At 71.9% G+C, this 14,081-nt stretch carries 20 protein-coding genes and 3 tRNA genes; 17 read left to right on the top strand and 6 right to left on the bottom strand.

Translation table 11 applies throughout. The features are described from left to right. The first annotated feature begins 54 nt into the window (after window positions 1-54). Window positions 55-429: a universal stress protein gene (locus EUA93_RS09590; RefSeq protein WP_129399920.1), complete on the top strand. Its 375-nt coding sequence runs from the start codon at window positions 55-57 to the stop codon at window positions 427-429. Between the two features lie 45 nt (window positions 430-474). Here EUA93_RS09590 and EUA93_RS09585 read toward each other — a convergent pair whose 3' ends face one another. Both EUA93_RS09585 and EUA93_RS09580 read right to left on the bottom strand, forming a co-directional pair. Next, window positions 475-993 carry a hypothetical protein gene (locus tag EUA93_RS09585; protein ID WP_129399919.1) on the bottom strand — a complete coding sequence of 173 codons (519 nt, stop codon included), beginning with the start codon at window positions 991-993 and terminating at the stop codon, window positions 475-477. Further along, window positions 990-1,598: an RNA polymerase sigma factor gene (locus EUA93_RS09580; protein ID WP_207208645.1), complete on the bottom strand. Its 609-nt coding sequence runs from the start codon at window positions 1,596-1,598 to the stop codon at window positions 990-992. Before EUA93_RS09580 ends, EUA93_RS09585 begins: the two co-directional genes overlap by 4 nt. Window positions 1,599-1,797: 199 nt before the next feature. Between EUA93_RS09580 and EUA93_RS09575 the strand changes: the two genes are divergently transcribed. The 10 genes from EUA93_RS09575 (at window position 1,798) to EUA93_RS09530 (ending at window position 6,513) form a co-directional block, all read left to right on the top strand. After that, the gene (locus EUA93_RS09575; protein WP_242497308.1) at window positions 1,798-2,250 is read left to right on the top strand and encodes an Asp23/Gls24 family envelope stress response protein; all 453 of its coding nucleotides are present in this window, start codon (window positions 1,798-1,800) and stop codon (window positions 2,248-2,250) included. After that, complete coding sequence (locus tag EUA93_RS09570) at window positions 2,247-2,588, top strand: Asp23/Gls24 family envelope stress response protein (RefSeq protein ID WP_242497307.1); 342 nt, start codon at window positions 2,247-2,249, stop codon at window positions 2,586-2,588. Before EUA93_RS09575 ends, EUA93_RS09570 begins: the two co-directional genes overlap by 4 nt. Further along, window positions 2,588-2,932, top strand: coding sequence for a hypothetical protein (locus tag EUA93_RS09565; protein WP_129399917.1), 345 nt, complete (start codon window positions 2,588-2,590; stop codon window positions 2,930-2,932). Before EUA93_RS09570 ends, EUA93_RS09565 begins: the two co-directional genes overlap by 1 nt. Window positions 2,933-2,968: 36 nt before the next feature. Further along, complete coding sequence (locus tag EUA93_RS09560) at window positions 2,969-3,148, top strand: hypothetical protein (protein WP_129399916.1); 180 nt, start codon at window positions 2,969-2,971, stop codon at window positions 3,146-3,148. Then, window positions 3,141-3,524 carry an Asp23/Gls24 family envelope stress response protein gene (locus EUA93_RS09555; protein WP_165355107.1) on the top strand — a complete coding sequence of 128 codons (384 nt, stop codon included), beginning with the start codon at window positions 3,141-3,143 and terminating at the stop codon, window positions 3,522-3,524. The genes EUA93_RS09560 and EUA93_RS09555 overlap by 8 nt, the downstream gene beginning before the upstream one ends. A 61-nt stretch (window positions 3,525-3,585) precedes the next feature. Beyond that, entirely contained in the window at window positions 3,586-4,287 is a 702-nt protein-coding gene (locus EUA93_RS09550) for a hypothetical protein (RefSeq protein WP_129399914.1), read from the top strand. Between the two features lie 9 nt (window positions 4,288-4,296). After that, entirely contained in the window at window positions 4,297-4,878 is a 582-nt protein-coding gene (locus EUA93_RS09545; RefSeq protein WP_129399913.1) for an Asp23/Gls24 family envelope stress response protein, read from the top strand. 70 nt (window positions 4,879-4,948) lie between these two features. Beyond that, window positions 4,949-5,122, top strand: a complete 174-nt coding sequence (locus EUA93_RS09540; protein ID WP_129399912.1) for a CsbD family protein — start codon at window positions 4,949-4,951, stop codon at window positions 5,120-5,122. 142 nt (window positions 5,123-5,264) lie between these two features. After that, a tRNA-Lys gene (locus EUA93_RS09535) sits at window positions 5,265-5,337 on the top strand. Between the two features lie 102 nt (window positions 5,338-5,439). Further along, the gene (locus EUA93_RS09530; protein ID WP_129399911.1) at window positions 5,440-6,513 is read left to right on the top strand and encodes a phosphatase PAP2 family protein; all 1,074 of its coding nucleotides are present in this window, start codon (window positions 5,440-5,442) and stop codon (window positions 6,511-6,513) included. A gap of 90 nt (window positions 6,514-6,603) precedes the next feature. Here the strand turns inward: EUA93_RS09530 and EUA93_RS09525 are convergent, their stop codons facing one another. Beyond that, window positions 6,604-8,073, bottom strand: a complete 1,470-nt coding sequence (locus EUA93_RS09525) for an NAD(P)/FAD-dependent oxidoreductase (protein ID WP_129399910.1) — start codon at window positions 8,071-8,073, stop codon at window positions 6,604-6,606. A gap of 213 nt (window positions 8,074-8,286) precedes the next feature. Here EUA93_RS09525 and EUA93_RS09520 point away from each other — a divergent pair, with 213 nt between their 5' ends. The 3 genes from EUA93_RS09520 to EUA93_RS09510 are packed head-to-tail and all read left to right on the top strand — an operon-like array spanning window position 8,287 to window position 9,955. Next, complete coding sequence (locus EUA93_RS09520) at window positions 8,287-9,228, top strand: ATP-binding protein (protein WP_129399909.1); 942 nt, start codon at window positions 8,287-8,289, stop codon at window positions 9,226-9,228. Then, window positions 9,225-9,626 (top strand): FluC/FEX family fluoride channel, encoded by a 402-nt coding sequence (locus EUA93_RS09515; protein WP_129399908.1) that lies wholly within the window; start codon window positions 9,225-9,227, stop codon window positions 9,624-9,626. Before EUA93_RS09520 ends, EUA93_RS09515 begins: the two co-directional genes overlap by 4 nt. Next, the gene (locus EUA93_RS09510; RefSeq protein ID WP_129399907.1) at window positions 9,623-9,955 is read left to right on the top strand and encodes a fluoride efflux transporter FluC; all 333 of its coding nucleotides are present in this window, start codon (window positions 9,623-9,625) and stop codon (window positions 9,953-9,955) included. The genes EUA93_RS09515 and EUA93_RS09510 overlap by 4 nt, the downstream gene beginning before the upstream one ends. Window positions 9,956-10,001: 46 nt before the next feature. On the opposite strand, the gene EUA93_RS09505 is transcribed toward EUA93_RS09510, so the two are convergent. From EUA93_RS09505 to EUA93_RS09495, 3 genes are all read right to left on the bottom strand, one after another. Further along, window positions 10,002-10,355: a metallopeptidase family protein gene (locus EUA93_RS09505; RefSeq protein WP_129399906.1), complete on the bottom strand. Its 354-nt coding sequence runs from the start codon at window positions 10,353-10,355 to the stop codon at window positions 10,002-10,004. Between the two features lie 85 nt (window positions 10,356-10,440). After that, a tRNA-Asp gene (locus EUA93_RS09500) sits at window positions 10,441-10,514 on the bottom strand. Window positions 10,515-10,614: 100 nt separating this feature from the next. Then, window positions 10,615-10,687, bottom strand: a tRNA-Glu gene (locus EUA93_RS09495). A 253-nt stretch (window positions 10,688-10,940) separates the two neighbouring features. Between EUA93_RS09495 and EUA93_RS09490 the strand changes: the two genes are divergently transcribed. From EUA93_RS09490 to EUA93_RS09480, 3 genes are all read left to right on the top strand, one after another. Continuing rightward, window positions 10,941-11,333, top strand: a complete 393-nt coding sequence (locus EUA93_RS09490) for a response regulator (RefSeq protein ID WP_129399905.1) — start codon at window positions 10,941-10,943, stop codon at window positions 11,331-11,333. Between the two features lie 283 nt (window positions 11,334-11,616). Next, window positions 11,617-12,720, top strand: coding sequence for a cytochrome P450 (locus tag EUA93_RS09485; RefSeq protein WP_242497432.1), 1,104 nt, complete (start codon window positions 11,617-11,619; stop codon window positions 12,718-12,720). Next, a complete protein-coding gene (locus EUA93_RS09480; RefSeq protein ID WP_129399903.1) occupies window positions 12,717-14,057 on the top strand; it encodes a sensor histidine kinase in 1,341 nt (446 codons plus the stop codon). Before EUA93_RS09485 ends, EUA93_RS09480 begins: the two co-directional genes overlap by 4 nt. Window positions 14,058-14,081: the final 24 nt, after the last annotated feature.

The following is a 14,081-nucleotide window of genomic DNA, read 5'->3' as shown; positions in this document are numbered from 1 at the left end:
ACCCGCGGACTCCGATATTTTCTCTGCGTCATCCACTTCTGAGCAGGAGATCCCGTGAGCGTCCTCGTCTTCCACAAGCCGACCCCCGAGGGGGCCGAGGCCGTCCGTGCCGGCGCCCAGCAGGCCGCGTTCTTCGGCACCACGCTGGTGGTGCACAACGTCCCGCTCGACGCCGCGGAGGCCGAGGAGGTCGTCGCGCTCGCGTCGGGCGCCGCGACCGGTGCGGGCGTGGAGTTCATCACCGTGCTCGGCCCGGACGACGGCGGCACCGGTGTCGACGAGTTCCTCGCCGCCGCGGCGGAGCCCGGGGTCGACCTGCTCGTGCTCGGCATCCGGCACCGCACGCCGGTCGGCAAGCTGATCCTCGGCAGCACCGAGCAGCAGATCCTGCTCGACGCCCCGCGCCCGGTGCTCGCGGTCAAGGCCTGACGGCGCGCACGCCGAGCGCGGCTGAGGCCGCCTCGGCGTCGGTGGTCAGTGCCGTTCGTCGCTCGGGTCGACGACGTGAGGGTCACCCACTGTGACGTCGGAGACGTGGACGTGGCCGAGGGTGACGGGAAGGTCGTCGCCGGCCGGTCGCTCGCCGAGCAGCGAGGTGAGCACCTCGCGTCCGAGCTCGCGCGCGAGGTCGCCGATCGGCAGGATCTCGGTGCCGTACTGCACGTAGAGCTCGATGGTCACGGCGGTGAGCTCCCCGTCCCGGTCGACGTCGAGCAGGATGCGTCCCACGGCGGCGCCGACGAGGTGCCGGTCGAGGTGCTCGCGCATCGCCCCGATGATCGCCAGCGTCGACACGCGGAGGTAGTCGTGCGGCGCGTGCGCTCGCACGAGGTGGGAGCGGCGGGGTGCGGCCAGTGCTCGCGTCAGGACCCGGTCGGCGATCTCGACCCGCCGCGGGTGCTGCATGGCGCGGAGCTGTCGGGCGGCCTCGTCGAGTCCCGCCTCGCCCCGCCGCAGCTCGATGCCGTCGGGCACCGGCTCAAGGTCGCTCATCGCCACTGCTCCATCCTGATCGCGAGGGTACGTCGTGCCCGGTGCAGCTGTCCGCGCACCACCGTAGGCGTGGTGTCGAGGACGTGGGAGATCTCGGCGTAGCTCATGTCCTCGAGCTCGCGCAGGACCCAGCACGCGCGTTGCGTCCACGGCAGCTCGCTCAGGGCGAGCTGGAGGGTCTCCCACAGCTCGCGTGTCAGGAGGGCGCGCTCGGGGTCACCCTCTCCCCTGTCGGTGAGCGTCGTGCGGGCATCACCTCGTGAGAGCGGCTCGAGGATCTCGTTGTCGACGGCGAGGGGGCGTCGACGCCGACGCCGGTCCAGCGCCGTGCGCTGGACGATCGTGAACAGCCACGTCTGCACCTTGGAGGTGCCACGGAACTCCGGCAGCGCCTGCCACGCCTTCACCCACGCGTCCTGCACCACGTCCTCGGCGAGCACCGGGTCGTCGGCGAGCATGTGGGTCGCGAACCGCAACGTCCCGGGGAAGAGGCGGTCGAAGAGCTCCTCGAACGCCGCCCGGTCGCCGAGGCCGGCGCGTCGCGCCAGGGCGTTGTCCGACGCCTCCACCACGGGGGCCTCGGGCCGTCCACCGTCGATCGACAAGTCCCACCCCTGCACCCGGGTGCGACCCGGGCGGCCGGCACCGCCTCATCCTGACAGAACCGCCAAGTGTGCCGTCCATCACACGAGCGTGACGATCGCCCATCCGATCTCGTCTCACCTACGAATGGTCGGCGTACACACCACGCCGAGAAGCGCGTGCACGACCAGTGCACCAGAGCACGAAAGCAGGACTGATCACGTGAGCGAGAAGAGCATCGAGAAGACGGCCGTCTCGGCGGGCGAGCTGGACTCGACCCAGGGTCGTACGACGATCGCGGACACCGTGGTGTCGAAGATCGCGGGTCTGGCGACCAAGGAGGTCTCCGGTGTCTACGCCCTGGGTGGCGGTACGGCGCGTGCGGTGGGTGCGATCCGTGAGCGGATCCCGGGCAGCTCGACCAACCACTCGCAGGGCATCTCGGTCGAGGTGGGCGAGAAGGAGGCCGCTATCGACATCCAGCTGGTCGCCGAGTACGGGGTGGCGATCGCTGACCTGGCTGCGGGGATCCGTAGCAACGTGATCGCTGCGGTGGAGCGGATGGTGGGCCTGCACGTGGTGGAGGTCAACATCGAGGTCCAGGACGTCCACATCGAGTCCGACGACGACGGTGCCGAGACCGGCGCCACCGTCAGCGAGCCGCGGGTCCAGTGACCCGACCCGACGTCCCGCCCGGGAGCAACAGCCCGGCCGGGGGCGAGATCCCGGCCGGGGGTGACGGCGCGACTGCCGACCTGGTGGCTGCTGCCGTGCTCTCGGTGCCGGGGGTCTCGGGTCTGCACGGTGGCGCGTTCGGTGAGGTGGGGACCTACCTGCCGGGTCGGCGGGTCAGCGGGATCCGGCTGGGTGCCACGAGCCAGGTGCACGTGACCGTGGCGATGGGCTCCGACGTGCTGGCCGTGGCCGGTCAGGTCCGCGACACCGTCTCGACCCTGCTCGGGGGGCCTGTCGAGGTGGTCGTCGAGGACGTCACGCCCGCGGTACCGCACTGATGTCGACGAGCGGACCGGCCGCGGGGCGCAGCACCTCACGAGGACCGGACGACCCGGTCCTGCGCGTGCAGTGGCTGCGCGAGCGCCGCGCCGTGATCCGTGACCACCACCCCGACCGGGGCGGCGACCCCGAGGCGATGCGCAGCCGGCTCGAGGAGCTGGACGCCCGCTACGCACGACTGGAGTCCCCACTGGGTGACCGTCGCCCGTCCGCAGGCCCGCGGCACCGTCAGGCCGGTCGCGTCGCGCGGAAGGTCCGACGCGGACTCCGCACGATGCGGCGCGCGGGGCAGGCCCGCATCCCCCGGGGCTGGCCCGGCAGCCGGCGCTACTTCGACCTCTGACCCCGGACCACCAGGTCCACCGACAAGGAGCACACCATGACTACTTCCACCATCGGCCTCATCGCCGGCCTCCTCCTGGCGATCGCCGCCGTTGCCGGCGGCTTCACCGGCTTCCTGATCGCCGTCGTCCTCGGCACCGCGGGCTACCTCATCGGTGGCCACTTCGACGGAGAGGTCGACCTCTCCGCCCTCGTCGGGCGGCGCGACCGTGGCTGACCCGCACGCGGGCAGCGACCGGACGCCCGTGCCGGTCGCCGAGCGTGGTCGCACCGTCGTGGCCGACAAGGTCGTCGAACGGGTCGCGTCCATCGCCACGGCCGAGGTCGAGGCCGTCATCGACACCCGCACGGGCTGGACCAGGCTGGTCCGCAAGGGCCTGCCGCACGCCGAGGCCGTCGTCGCCGGAGGCACGTCGCGGATCACCGTCGCCGTGGCTGCCACCTGGCCCACCCCGCTGGCGCAGGTCGCCGCCCAGGTGCGCGAGAACGTCACCCGGCAGGTCGCCCACATCACCGGAGTCACCGTCGCTCGGGTCGACGTCACGGTCGCCGACGTCGTCCACCTGGACTCGCCCGCTCCGCGCATCCGCTGACCCGCTCCCTCCGCACGGGCCGAGCCGCGTGCGACCTCCCCACACCTCGAAAGCAGAGCTGATGACCACCACCCCCGACCAGACCAGCCGCGGCCCGACGGCCGGCACCCCCGGTGCCACGTCCGGCGCCACTCCCGGCGGCGCGACCGGCGCGACCGGCACGACCGGCACGAAGGCCGACGTCGCCGCACCGCCCGCGCCCGTGGTCGCACCCGAGGACGCCCTGCAGGCCGCGAAGGCACCGGTGGGGACCGGCGCCTCGCCGCTGTTCGCCCAGCTCGTGGCACTCGGGCTCGTCTGCCTCGGCGTGGTCGGGGTCCAGGCCCTGCTGGTCACCCTCGACCTGGCGACCGGTCCGTCGTGGATCGACGCCGTCGTCGACGCCGCTGACGGCGTCGCGGGGCGCTCCGTGCCGGTCCTCGTCGGCGGCGTCGTCGCCGTCGTGCTCGGTGTCCTGCTGCTCCCGGTCGTGGTGCGGCGGCGCCCGCGCAAGGGTCTCGCGCTCCGGGCCAGCACCGGCGTGCACCTGCGACGGCGCGACCTGGCCCGCGTCATCACGTCCTCGCTGGAGGGCACCACCTCGGTCACCGACTGCTCGGTGAAGGCGAAGCGTCGCACGGTCCGCGTGGTGGCCACCTCGGTCGCGAACCCGGACCAGAACGCCGTCATCGAGTCCGAGATCGGCACCCGTGCCGACGCCGTCCTCAGCTCCCTGGAGCGCGCGCCACGACTGCGCGTCACCGTCCGCAACGATGGAATGTGAGCCCCCGACATGACGACACGCAAGACGCTCCTGATCGATCGCACCGCCACGCTGGTGCTCGCCCTCGCCCTCGTCGCCGGAGGCCTCACGGCCATCTGGTGGTGGTCGGGTGCGACGATCGCCGGCCGCCAGCTGCCCGGCACCACCGACACGGCCGACGTCGCCGCGATCGTGGACACCCCGTGGTTCAGCTGGGTGGCCGCGCTCGTCGGCATCCTGCTCGCCGCGATCGGCGTCCGCTGGATCGCCGCGCACCTGACGAGTGCCCGGGTCCGCCACCTCACGCTCCGCGGCTCGGACGCCACCGGCCGGCTCGACGTGGCCGGCTCCAAGGTCGCCGGCGCGGCAGCCGACGCGCTGGCCCACACGGTCGGCGTCCGCTCCGCGAAGGGCTCGGTCGTGCGCGACCGCGGCCAGCTCGTCGCCCACCTCGACGCCGTCATCGAGCCGGAGGCCGACCTCGCGCTGCTGGCCCGGCGCGCGGACGAGGTCTCCGCCCAGCTCGCCGGCGCCCTGGAGCGCGACGACCTGCACTGCAGCGTCCAGCTGCGCGTCGCCGGACTCGGACGGGCGCTCCCGCGCACGCGCTGAGCGGCGCGCACCCACACGTCCTCGGCGCCGCCGAGGCAGAGCACCACCACATCCAGAGAAGGAGCACGTCATGGGAATCGCAGACAAGGCCCAGAACGCCGCCGAGAACCTGATCGGCAAGGCCAAGGAGGTCGTCGGCGACGCGACCGACAACGACAGCCTCAAGGCCGAGGGCAAGACCGACCAGACCAAGTCCGACCTCAAGTCGGCTGGCGAGAACGTCAAGGACGCCTTCAAGAAGTGATCGCGCGAGCCGCCGGCGTCCCACCGGACGCCGGCGGACCGTCACGACCCGGGCTCGACGTCCGGGACTGCGCATCTGGAAGGATGCGGGCTCGGAGCATGGGGTCGACCGGCCGTCGCCGAGCGGCGCCTCCCATGACCCCGGGCCTCTAGCTCAATTGGCAGAGCAGCGGACTTTTAATCCGTTAGTTCAGGGTTCGAGTCCCTGGAGGCCTACCGGTGCCTCGCCCGCCCCGAGCGGGCGGAGGTGAACTCTCGGCGACATTTGGGTGACGACGGCACACTTGCCGCGACGCCCCCACGAGCGCCAGGAGCCCCATGTCCACGCCACCGTCCCCGGCCACCGCACGCCGCACGCCGACACGACTCCCGGTCTGGGCCTTCCTCGTCGCCACCGCCGCCCTCATCGGCGGCGCCGCCTTCCTCGCCAGCGCGTTCCTCGAGCGGCCGATCGCCGACCCGGAGGGCAGCTTCCTCGGGCCGTCGTGGGTCCGGCTGCCCGTCCTGTGCCTGTCGGCGATCGTGATCGACCTGCTCCCGCGCGCGCTGTGGCAGGGACGCCTGAACCCGGCGCGCACGTGGGACGCCGTGGTCCTGCGGGCCCGCACGCACTGGACGCGCGCACGCCTGCAGCTCGTGGTCGTCGGGATCTCGTGCTTCTACGTCGTCTACGTCTCCTACCGCAACCTCAAGTCGCTGCTGCCGCTCCTGCACGACGAGAAGTACGACCGTGAGCTGAGGCTGCTCGACCGGTTCCTGCTGTTCGGCCACGATCCCGCCACCCTGCTCCACGACCTCCTCGGCACGGACGTCACCGCCCACGTCCTCTCCGCGGTCTACCTCACCTACATCCCGCTGGTGGCGGTCCTGGTGACGGCCTGGCTGGTGTGGTCGCGGATCGGCTACGGCTGGTGGTTCGTCACCGCGCAGGGCATCGCGTGGACCCTCGGCGCCGTCTCCTACTACCTGCTGCCCACGCTGGGCCCCGGGATCATGTACCCGTGGCTCACCAGCGACCTGGCCGCCACGGGGGCGTCCGACCTGATGGACTCGCTGGTCTACTCCCGACAGGGGTTCCTGTGGGGCGGCGGTGAGTACCAGGGCGTCGCGGGCTTCGCGAGCCTGCACACCGCGATCGCCCTCCTGTGGGCGCTGATGGCCAGCGCGACGATCCGCAGCCGGGCGATCCGCACGGTCTTCTGGGTCAACTTCGCCCTGACGGTCGTCGCCACCCTCTACTTCGGCTGGCACTACATCGCCGACGACCTCGCCGGTGCCGCCATCGCGCTGATCGCGTTCCGGGTCGGAGCGCGGGTGACGGGTCAACGCGGGCTCCGCGCGCCGGAGGCCGATATTGCCAGCGGCCGCGCCGTGGTCTCCCCCACCCGCTGATCCCGCACCTCCACGAACGACACGACCTCCCCGGGACAGCCCGGGGAGGTCGTCTGCGCCTGCGGACGTCGTACGACGTCGCGGCCGGGGTCAGCCGGCGTCGTGCACGCCGCGCACGCCGGAGTCGGTGAGCTCCGCCTCGCGGATGGCGGCGGCCTCGAGCTCCTGGCGACGGGTCTCCTCGACCATCGCCCGGGTGGCGTCGTAGATGCCGGGGTCGGAGACGAGGTCGGCGGCACCGCCGCGCAGCCGCGCGAGGGCGGCACGGGCGAAGATCTGCTGCTCGGTCGTCGTGCGCTCGGAGCGGTTGTTGCTGACGAAGGTGATCGCCCAGCGCATGAGGGCGGAAACCTGGTTCTTGAAGCCGGTCAGGTAGACCAGGTGGACGCTGAGCCACATCAGCCAGGCGAGGATGCCGCTGAGCCGGACCTTGCCGACCATCGCGACCGCACGGAAGCGGCTGATGATCGCCATGGAGCCCTTGTCGAAGTACTTGAACGGCCCCTGGGGCTGCTTGTCCTCGACGCGGTTCCTGATCTCCTTGGCGGCGTACTTGGCACCCTGGATCGCGACCTGCGCGACACCGGGGAGGTTGTCGAGGGCGATCATGTCGCCGACGACGAAGACCTCGGGGTGGCCGGGCAGCGTGAGGTCGGGGTTGACCGCGATCCGGCCGGCCCGGTCGAGCGGGGCGCCGGTCTGCTCGGACAGGGTCCGGCCGAGCGGGTTGGCCTGCACGCCGGCGGCCCAGATCTTGGTGACGCTCGAGATGCGCTCGACGCGGCCGTCCTTGAACTTCATCTCGAGGCCGCGCTCGTCGACGTCGGTGACCATCGCACCGAGCATGACCTCCACGCCGAGCTTCTCCAGCTCGGCCTGGGCCTTCTCGCCGAGCTTGGCGCCGAAGGGCGGGAGCACCTGCGGCGCGGCGTCGACGAGCACCACGCGGGCCTCGCGGGTGTTGATCGCGCGGAAGTCCTTGCGGAGCGTGTTGTGGGCGAGCTCGGCGATCTGGCCGGCCATCTCCACGCCCGTGGGCCCGGCGCCGACGACGACGAAGGTCAGGTGGTGGTCGACGTTCTCGCCGCGGGTGGCACCGAGCTCGGCCATCTCGAACGCGCCGAAGATGCGCCCGCGCAGCTCGAGGGCGTCGTCGATGCTCTTCATGCCGGGGGCGAACTCGGCGAAGTGGTCGTTGCCGAAGTAGGACTGGCTGGCACCCGCGGCGACGAGCAGCGAGTCGTACGACGTCACGGTGTCGCGGCCGAGCACCCGGGACGTGACGGTCCTGGCCTCGAGGTCGATGGCGGTGACCTCGCCGAGGATCACCTTGGCGTTGTCCTGGCCGCTCAGCACCTCGCGGGTCGGCGGCGCGATCTCGCCCTCGGAGAGGATGCCGGTCGCCACCTGGTAGAGCAGCGGCTGGAAGAGGTGGTGGGTCGTCTTCGCGATCATCGTGACGTCGACGTCGGCGCGGCGCAGCGCCTTGGTCCCGAAGAGCCCACCGAACCCTGAGCCGATCACGACCACCTTGTGGCGGGGCGTCTGCGTCGTGGTCATGGGGCTCTCCTGTTGTCGTGTGCGGGACGTGTGGTGCTGCTTCCACCATTGTCCTCCTGACCTCGCGCGACCGCGAAACGCGGGTGCGTCTCGTTGCTCACACGACCCGTTCGGAGCCTCGAAGAACTATGGTGACCGTCGAGGTTTGAACCATCTGTCCCATGGGTACCGAGACACCCACTGGACTGTCCACCCCCTCTGAAAAGAGTCCCGGTGCCGCTGAGCTCAGAGCTGACGCTTGCGTCATCGCCGCGCGCTGCGGCCGACGCGCGTCGCTGGGTCAGCGACGTGTGCCGCAAGCTCGAGCGGGCCGACCTGGTCGAGTGCGCCGAGCTCGGCGTCTCGGAACTGGTGGCCAACGCCATCATCCACGCGACCGCGCCCTACAAGGTCCGGGTCCGCGGGACCGCGAGCCACCCGCGCATCGAGGTGGTCGACGGCTCCACCAGCCCGCCCGTCCCGCCGGTGCTGCCGGCGCCGCGCGGTGGTGACGAGCTCGAGCTGCTGCTGACCTTCGGTCGCGGGCTGGCGATGGTGGCGCAGTGCTCGGTGGCCTGGGGCGCGACCATCGAGGCCGACGGCAAGGTCGTCTGGTTCGAGCCGTCGGACGAGATGGCCGACGAGGCCGCCGCGGAGTGGGTCGTCGACCACCACGACGAGCCCGGGCCCGAGCCGACCAGCGAGGCGGCCGTGGAGGTGCGACTCCTGGGCGTCGACGTCGGCCTCTACTCCGCCCTCGCCCGGCAGTACAACGAGCTGCGCCGCGAGCTGCGCCTGCTCTCCCTGTCGCACCAGTCCGACTACCCCCTCGCCGGTGACCTGACGTCGATGTTCGCCAACTTCGAGCGCCAGTTCCCCGACAGCTACCGCCTCCAGCTGCGCGACGCCCAGGAGCGCCGGCTGCCGCAGGTCGACCTCACCTTCGCGATGATGCGCGAGTCGGCGCCGATCCTGGTGACCATGACCGAGATGTTCGACGTCGCCGACGCCTTCTGCCGCGCGGAGAGGCTGCTCTCCATGGCGCGCACGGCGCCGCAGCGCACGCTCCACAACTGGATCCTCGGCGAGCTCATCCATCAGCTCGACGGCGCGGCCGCCGAGCCCTGGCGCGGTCACCAGCGCTCGACGGCCACCTCGACAAGCCAGGTCGGGTGAGCGCGCGGCCGCTGCGTGCCGCGGACCTCGTGGTCGTGGCCGTCGGCGGTGCCGTCGGCGCACTGCTGCGCCTCGCCGTCGACTCCGCGGCCCCCGACACGCTCCTACCGTGGCCGACGCTCGGGATCAACGTGGTCGGGGCCTTCGCGCTGGGCGCGCTGCCGGCGCTCACGGTCGTACGCCGCTCGCCCCGTGCCGCGGCGGCGCTCGGCCCGGGCGTGCTCGGCGGGTTCACCACCGTGTCGGCGTGGGCCGGCCAGGTGCGCTCGCTCGCCGACGACGGCCACCTGGTCGTCGCCGGCACCTACCTCGCGATCACCCTGGGCGCCGGGCTGCTCGCGGCCGCGCTGGGCCAGCGGCTCTCGCACCGCCCCGAGCCCGAGGAGGCCCTCCGGTGACGGCGCTGCTCGTCGCGCTCGGCGCCGCGGTCGGCGCTCCGCTGCGGTTCGTCCTCGCGCGCCTCGACGGCAGGTTCCCCACCGGGATGCTGCTGGTCAACGTGCTCGGATCGGGTCTCTTCGGCGTCTTCGGGGCGCTCTCGCTCGGCGACGAGGCGTGGGCGCTGCTCGGCACCGGCTTCTGCGGCGGCTTCACGTCGTTCTCGACCTTCGCCGTGCAGTCCGTCGACCGCCACGGACGGGTCCGGGTGTCGTACGTCGTGGCGACGACCGTGCTCGCGGTGGCGGCCTGCGCGTCCGGATGGTGGCTCGGGACCGCACTGGACTAGCCCACTTCGAAGGTAAAATCTTTGACGCGTGTCAAGACCGGCCCGGTCAGCCCCAGCCCAGCTCGTGGAGACGCCCGTCGTCGAGGCCGAAGTGGTGGGCGACCTCGTGCACGACGGTGATCCGGACCTCCTGCTCGAGGTCCTGCTCGGTGTCGGCCATGTCGAGCAGCGGACCCCGGAACAGCAGGATCCGGTCCGGCAGCATGCCGGCGTGGTTGGCCTGGCGCTCGGTCAGCGCGAGGCCGTCGTAGAGGCCGAGGAGGTCGGGGTCCTCGGGAGGTGCGTCGTCCTCGACGAGCACCACGACGTTCTCGACGAGGGCCGCGAGCTCGTCCGGCAGGCCGTCCAGCGCGCGGTCGACCATCGCGTCGAACGCGGCGGGGTCGAGGTCGATCGGCATGCCCACAGCGTAGGGAGGCGTGGGAAACGGCCGGGCCCGGAACGCACATCAGGGTGGGCCCGAAGGCCCACCCTGATGTTGTCTGCGACCCCGACGGGACTCGAACCCGCGGCCTCCGCCGTGACAGGGCGGCGCGCTAACCAACTGCGCTACGGGGCCAGGTGTTGCTCGTTGTTGCTGGGTCGTGCTGGTGAAGCGTCGGAACTCTAACCCATGCCGTTCGGCTGCACCCAATCGGCGTCCGCACGCGGCCTGGCAGCACCCCCAACCGGATTCGAACCGGCGCTACCGCCGTGAAAGGGCGGGGTCCTGGGCCGCTAGACGATGGGGGCCAGCTCGGCCGGGACGCACCCGGTCGGGCGACGCCCAGCATAGGGCCAGCACTCGTCGCGATCCCAACCCGCGAGGGGCGCCACGAGCGGACCGACGGGCGGCCTGATCACCGCCCGACCGGACGGCCGGACAGCCCTTCGGGTGACCAACCCTTGTCCAACCACCACGAGTTCAGACTGGGGGACCACACTGACGGCGTGTCAGTTCCGAGACGATGCGAACATTGACGGCCTTGTTTACTAATCTTGTCCCATGACCGAGAAGCCGCGTGAGCTTCGTTTCCTCGTCGTCGACGACAACGAGGACATTCGCGACGTCTTCTGCCGCCTCGTCGAGCGCGCCGGCCACGTGGCCTCCACCGCGAGCGACGGGCAGGAGGCCGTGGAGACGCTCCAGGGCGAGACCTTCGACGTCATGCTGCTCGACCTGACCATGCCCCGCATGAACGGCGTCGACGTCGTGCGCTGGCTGAGGTCCCACCCGGACGTCGCCCCGGACCTCAAGATCGTGGTCATCAGCGCCTGGGCCGGGGAGCACCGAGCGGTCCTCCAGGAGCTCGGAATCGTCTCAGTCATGCAGAAGCCGCTGCGCATTCAGCAATTGACTGATCTGATTAGCGAGACACTTCGCGACACAGAGTTCTGAACCCGGTCCCTGAACGCACCATTCGGGTACAGGGCTCCGTGACGCTTCCGGAGTCCGCGACCGACCCTGAATGCTCCACGGGACCGGCCTCCGGTGGGTGTCGTGCGCGTCCGATCGGGCGTGCGTCAACTCAACCCCCTGGAGAAAACCATGATGAACCGCATCCGCACCCGCATCGAGGCCAAGCGCAACGCCACCGCCATGCAGGCCGTGTACCTGTGGCGCCCGGCCCCGCCGCGCGGCTGAACACGGGTGATTCACCTCACGTGACTCACGCACCGTGATGCACCTGGACAGCGTCGAGTCGGCCGGCGGCCGGCTCGGCGCTGTCCTCTCAGCGCCCCGCTCCGGACTCGTCCGGATCGGCCCCGGAGGTCCGTGGCTGGCCACGACTCCCGAGCTCGTCAGGCAGGTCCTCACCACTCCGTCGCACTTCGACTTCCCCGGGGACGTCAGCCGCAGCGGCGACCTCTCAGGCAGCACCGCCGACACGCGGTCCGGGCACACCGTCTTCGCACCCGTCACGCCGGCGCAGGTGGCGCGCGGGTCCGAGGTCTTCGCACGCGAGTGGGCCGCGGCACTCGACGACCACGACCGCACGCACCCCCGGAGCCCGTACGACGCCATGGTCCTGCTGCGGCGTCCGGTGGCCCGCTCGACGACCGCGGCCGTGCTCCCCTCGATCGAGCCGTCCCGACGCGACCGCATCGGCGACCTCGTGCTCGCCTGGATCGACGCGCTGGGCCCGGTCATCTCCGCGCGCCGACCTCCCGGCCGGTGGAGCCGGAAGCGGCGCACGGAGGAGGCCGCGCGCACCGCACTGGAGGACGCGCTCGAGGCCGTCCCCGACCGCGACCAGTCAGCCGGAGAGCTCGCCGCCTTGCTGGCGGCCGGCATCCAGGTCCCGATCGCCGCCGGGGCATTCCTCCTGGCCTGGCTCGGCAGCACCGGTTCCGGGGACGTCGACCCGACGCACGCGGTGTGGGAGACCCTCCGCCTGACCCCTCCGACGTGGATCACCGTGCGCGTCGCCACGCAGGACGTGGAGGTCGGCGGCCAGTCGGTGAGGGCGGGGGCGATGGTCTTCGTCAGCCCCTTGCTCCTCGGCCGTCGCGCCGACCTCGTGCCCGGTGACGACCCGAGCCTCTTCCTGCCCGCCCGGTGGAGCGTCGACGGCCGGCGGCCCGGTGCCTGGCTCCCGTTCGGGGCCGGGCCGCACGCCTGCCCCGGACGCAACCTCGGCATGGCCCAGCTGGTGCATCTCGCGCAATGGGGTACTGCTCATGAGATCGAGTTGAGCCAACGAGCGACAATCGACCAGAGTCGGGGAATCGCGCCCTCGCCCTGCCGCTTCACCGTCGCACCGAGAAGGGAGCCGTCAGCGTGACCGAGCATCCCTCCATCCAGGACCTGTCGACGTGGACCCCCGTGTCTGCTGCGGCGGCGACGCTGGCGGACGCGATCCTCGACGGCGGCACCAGCGTTGACGAGGCCATCAGCCTGACGGCCGGCCACCTCCTGTCGGGCCCCAAGGTCGAGGTGGTCGTGGTCGCCCTCACGAGCTTCACCCCCGAGGACACCACGCACTGGGTGCGGCTCGGGGGGCGTGCCTACCTCCGGGAATGGACCCGCCCGGGCTCCGAGGTCAACCTCCTGCCCCCGCCCGACGCCGGCCCCGACGCCGCGCTGACCATGCCGTGGCTCTCCGCGCATGCCCGCCGGGACGGGCTCATGGTCGTGACGGACCGCGACCTCCTGCCCGAGGAGGCCGCCCAGGACCGCCTCGAGCTCACCCGGGTCGACGTCCGCTCCCTCGCCGCCACCACGCTGCTGTCCCGCGGCGAGATGTTCGGCAGCATCTCCGCCGCCACGAGCGAGGTCGGGCGGTGGCCCGAGGAGGTCATCGCGGACCTCCGACTGCTCAACTCCGCCGTCATCGCCCGGATCAACCTCGAGCGCTCCCGCCGTGCCCTCGCCGAGGCCATCGAGGCCGGCGCCGAGGCCCAGCTGGCCTACCAGCAGTTCTTCGGCTCGGTCGGCCACGAGCTGCGCACCCCGCTCGCGGCGGTCCTCGGCTACACCGAGGTCCTGCTCGACGACGCCGAGCACGGCACCCCGGAGGTCGTCGCCAAGGGGATGCTCCGCGACGGGCCGGTCATCGTCCGGGCGTGCGAGCAGCTGCTCTCGGTCGTCGACAGCCTCCTCGGCGCCGGTCGTACCCTCTCCGAGGACGACCAGCGCCAGCACGTCTCCATCGCCGACGCGGTCGCCGACGTCGTGCACTGGCACCGCACCCCGGCCCGCACGGCCCACGTGGAGATCCTCAACGAGGTCGATCCCGCGGTGACCGTGTGGGCGCACGCGTCCGGCGTACGCCAGGTGCTGACCAACCTCCTCGGCAACGCCGTCACCCACCACCGCCACCCCGGCGGGGGCACGGTGCACCTGTCGGCGCAGCGCCTGCTCGGCGAGAGCGGTCGCCCGATGGTGCGGATCATCGTGCGCGACGACGGCCCGGGGCTGGCCCCGGAGCAGATGGAGCACGTCTTCGAGCCCTTCGTCCGCTTCGCCGAGCGCGACACCAAGGGCAGCGGGCTGGGACTGTCGATCTCGCGGACCATCGCCGAGCGCGACGGCGGTGCCGTCCGCGGGGAGTCGCGACTCGGGTCGGGCTCGAGCTTCTGGCTGGAGCTGCCCGCCGACGCCGCCGGGGACCGCGCCTAGGCGATCTCGCGCCCGCGGGCCGAT

The sequence above is a fragment of the Nocardioides oleivorans genome (assembly GCF_004137255.1).
Classification (GTDB): Bacteria; Actinomycetota; Actinomycetes; order Propionibacteriales; family Nocardioidaceae; genus Nocardioides; species Nocardioides oleivorans.
Note: the sequence above shows the minus strand (reverse complement) of the source record. Positions and strands in the feature narration are given on the sequence as shown.

What these genes read in the sequence shown, in the direction of transcription:
- EUA93_RS09585 (WP_129399919.1), bottom strand. Translation starts at nt 993, where the DNA reads ATGAGCGACCTTGAGCCGGTGCCCGACGGCATCGAGCTGCGGCGGGGC.
- EUA93_RS09565 (WP_129399917.1), top strand. Translation starts at nt 2,588, where the DNA reads ATGTCGACGAGCGGACCGGCCGCGGGGCGCAGCACCTCACGAGGACCG.
- EUA93_RS09560 (WP_129399916.1), top strand. Translation starts at nt 2,969, where the DNA reads ATGACTACTTCCACCATCGGCCTCATCGCCGGCCTCCTCCTGGCGATC.
- EUA93_RS09550 (WP_129399914.1), top strand. Translation starts at nt 3,586, where the DNA reads ATGACCACCACCCCCGACCAGACCAGCCGCGGCCCGACGGCCGGCACC.
- EUA93_RS09545 (WP_129399913.1), top strand. Translation starts at nt 4,297, where the DNA reads ATGACGACACGCAAGACGCTCCTGATCGATCGCACCGCCACGCTGGTG.
- EUA93_RS09540 (WP_129399912.1), top strand. Translation starts at nt 4,949, where the DNA reads ATGGGAATCGCAGACAAGGCCCAGAACGCCGCCGAGAACCTGATCGGC.
- EUA93_RS09530 (WP_129399911.1), top strand. Translation starts at nt 5,440, where the DNA reads ATGTCCACGCCACCGTCCCCGGCCACCGCACGCCGCACGCCGACACGA.
- EUA93_RS09525 (WP_129399910.1), bottom strand. Translation starts at nt 8,073, where the DNA reads ATGACCACGACGCAGACGCCCCGCCACAAGGTGGTCGTGATCGGCTCA.
- EUA93_RS09505 (WP_129399906.1), bottom strand. Translation starts at nt 10,355, where the DNA reads ATGCCGATCGACCTCGACCCCGCCGCGTTCGACGCGATGGTCGACCGC.
- EUA93_RS09490 (WP_129399905.1), top strand. Translation starts at nt 10,941, where the DNA reads ATGACCGAGAAGCCGCGTGAGCTTCGTTTCCTCGTCGTCGACGACAAC.
- EUA93_RS09485 (WP_242497432.1), top strand. Translation starts at nt 11,617, where the DNA reads ATGCACCTGGACAGCGTCGAGTCGGCCGGCGGCCGGCTCGGCGCTGTC.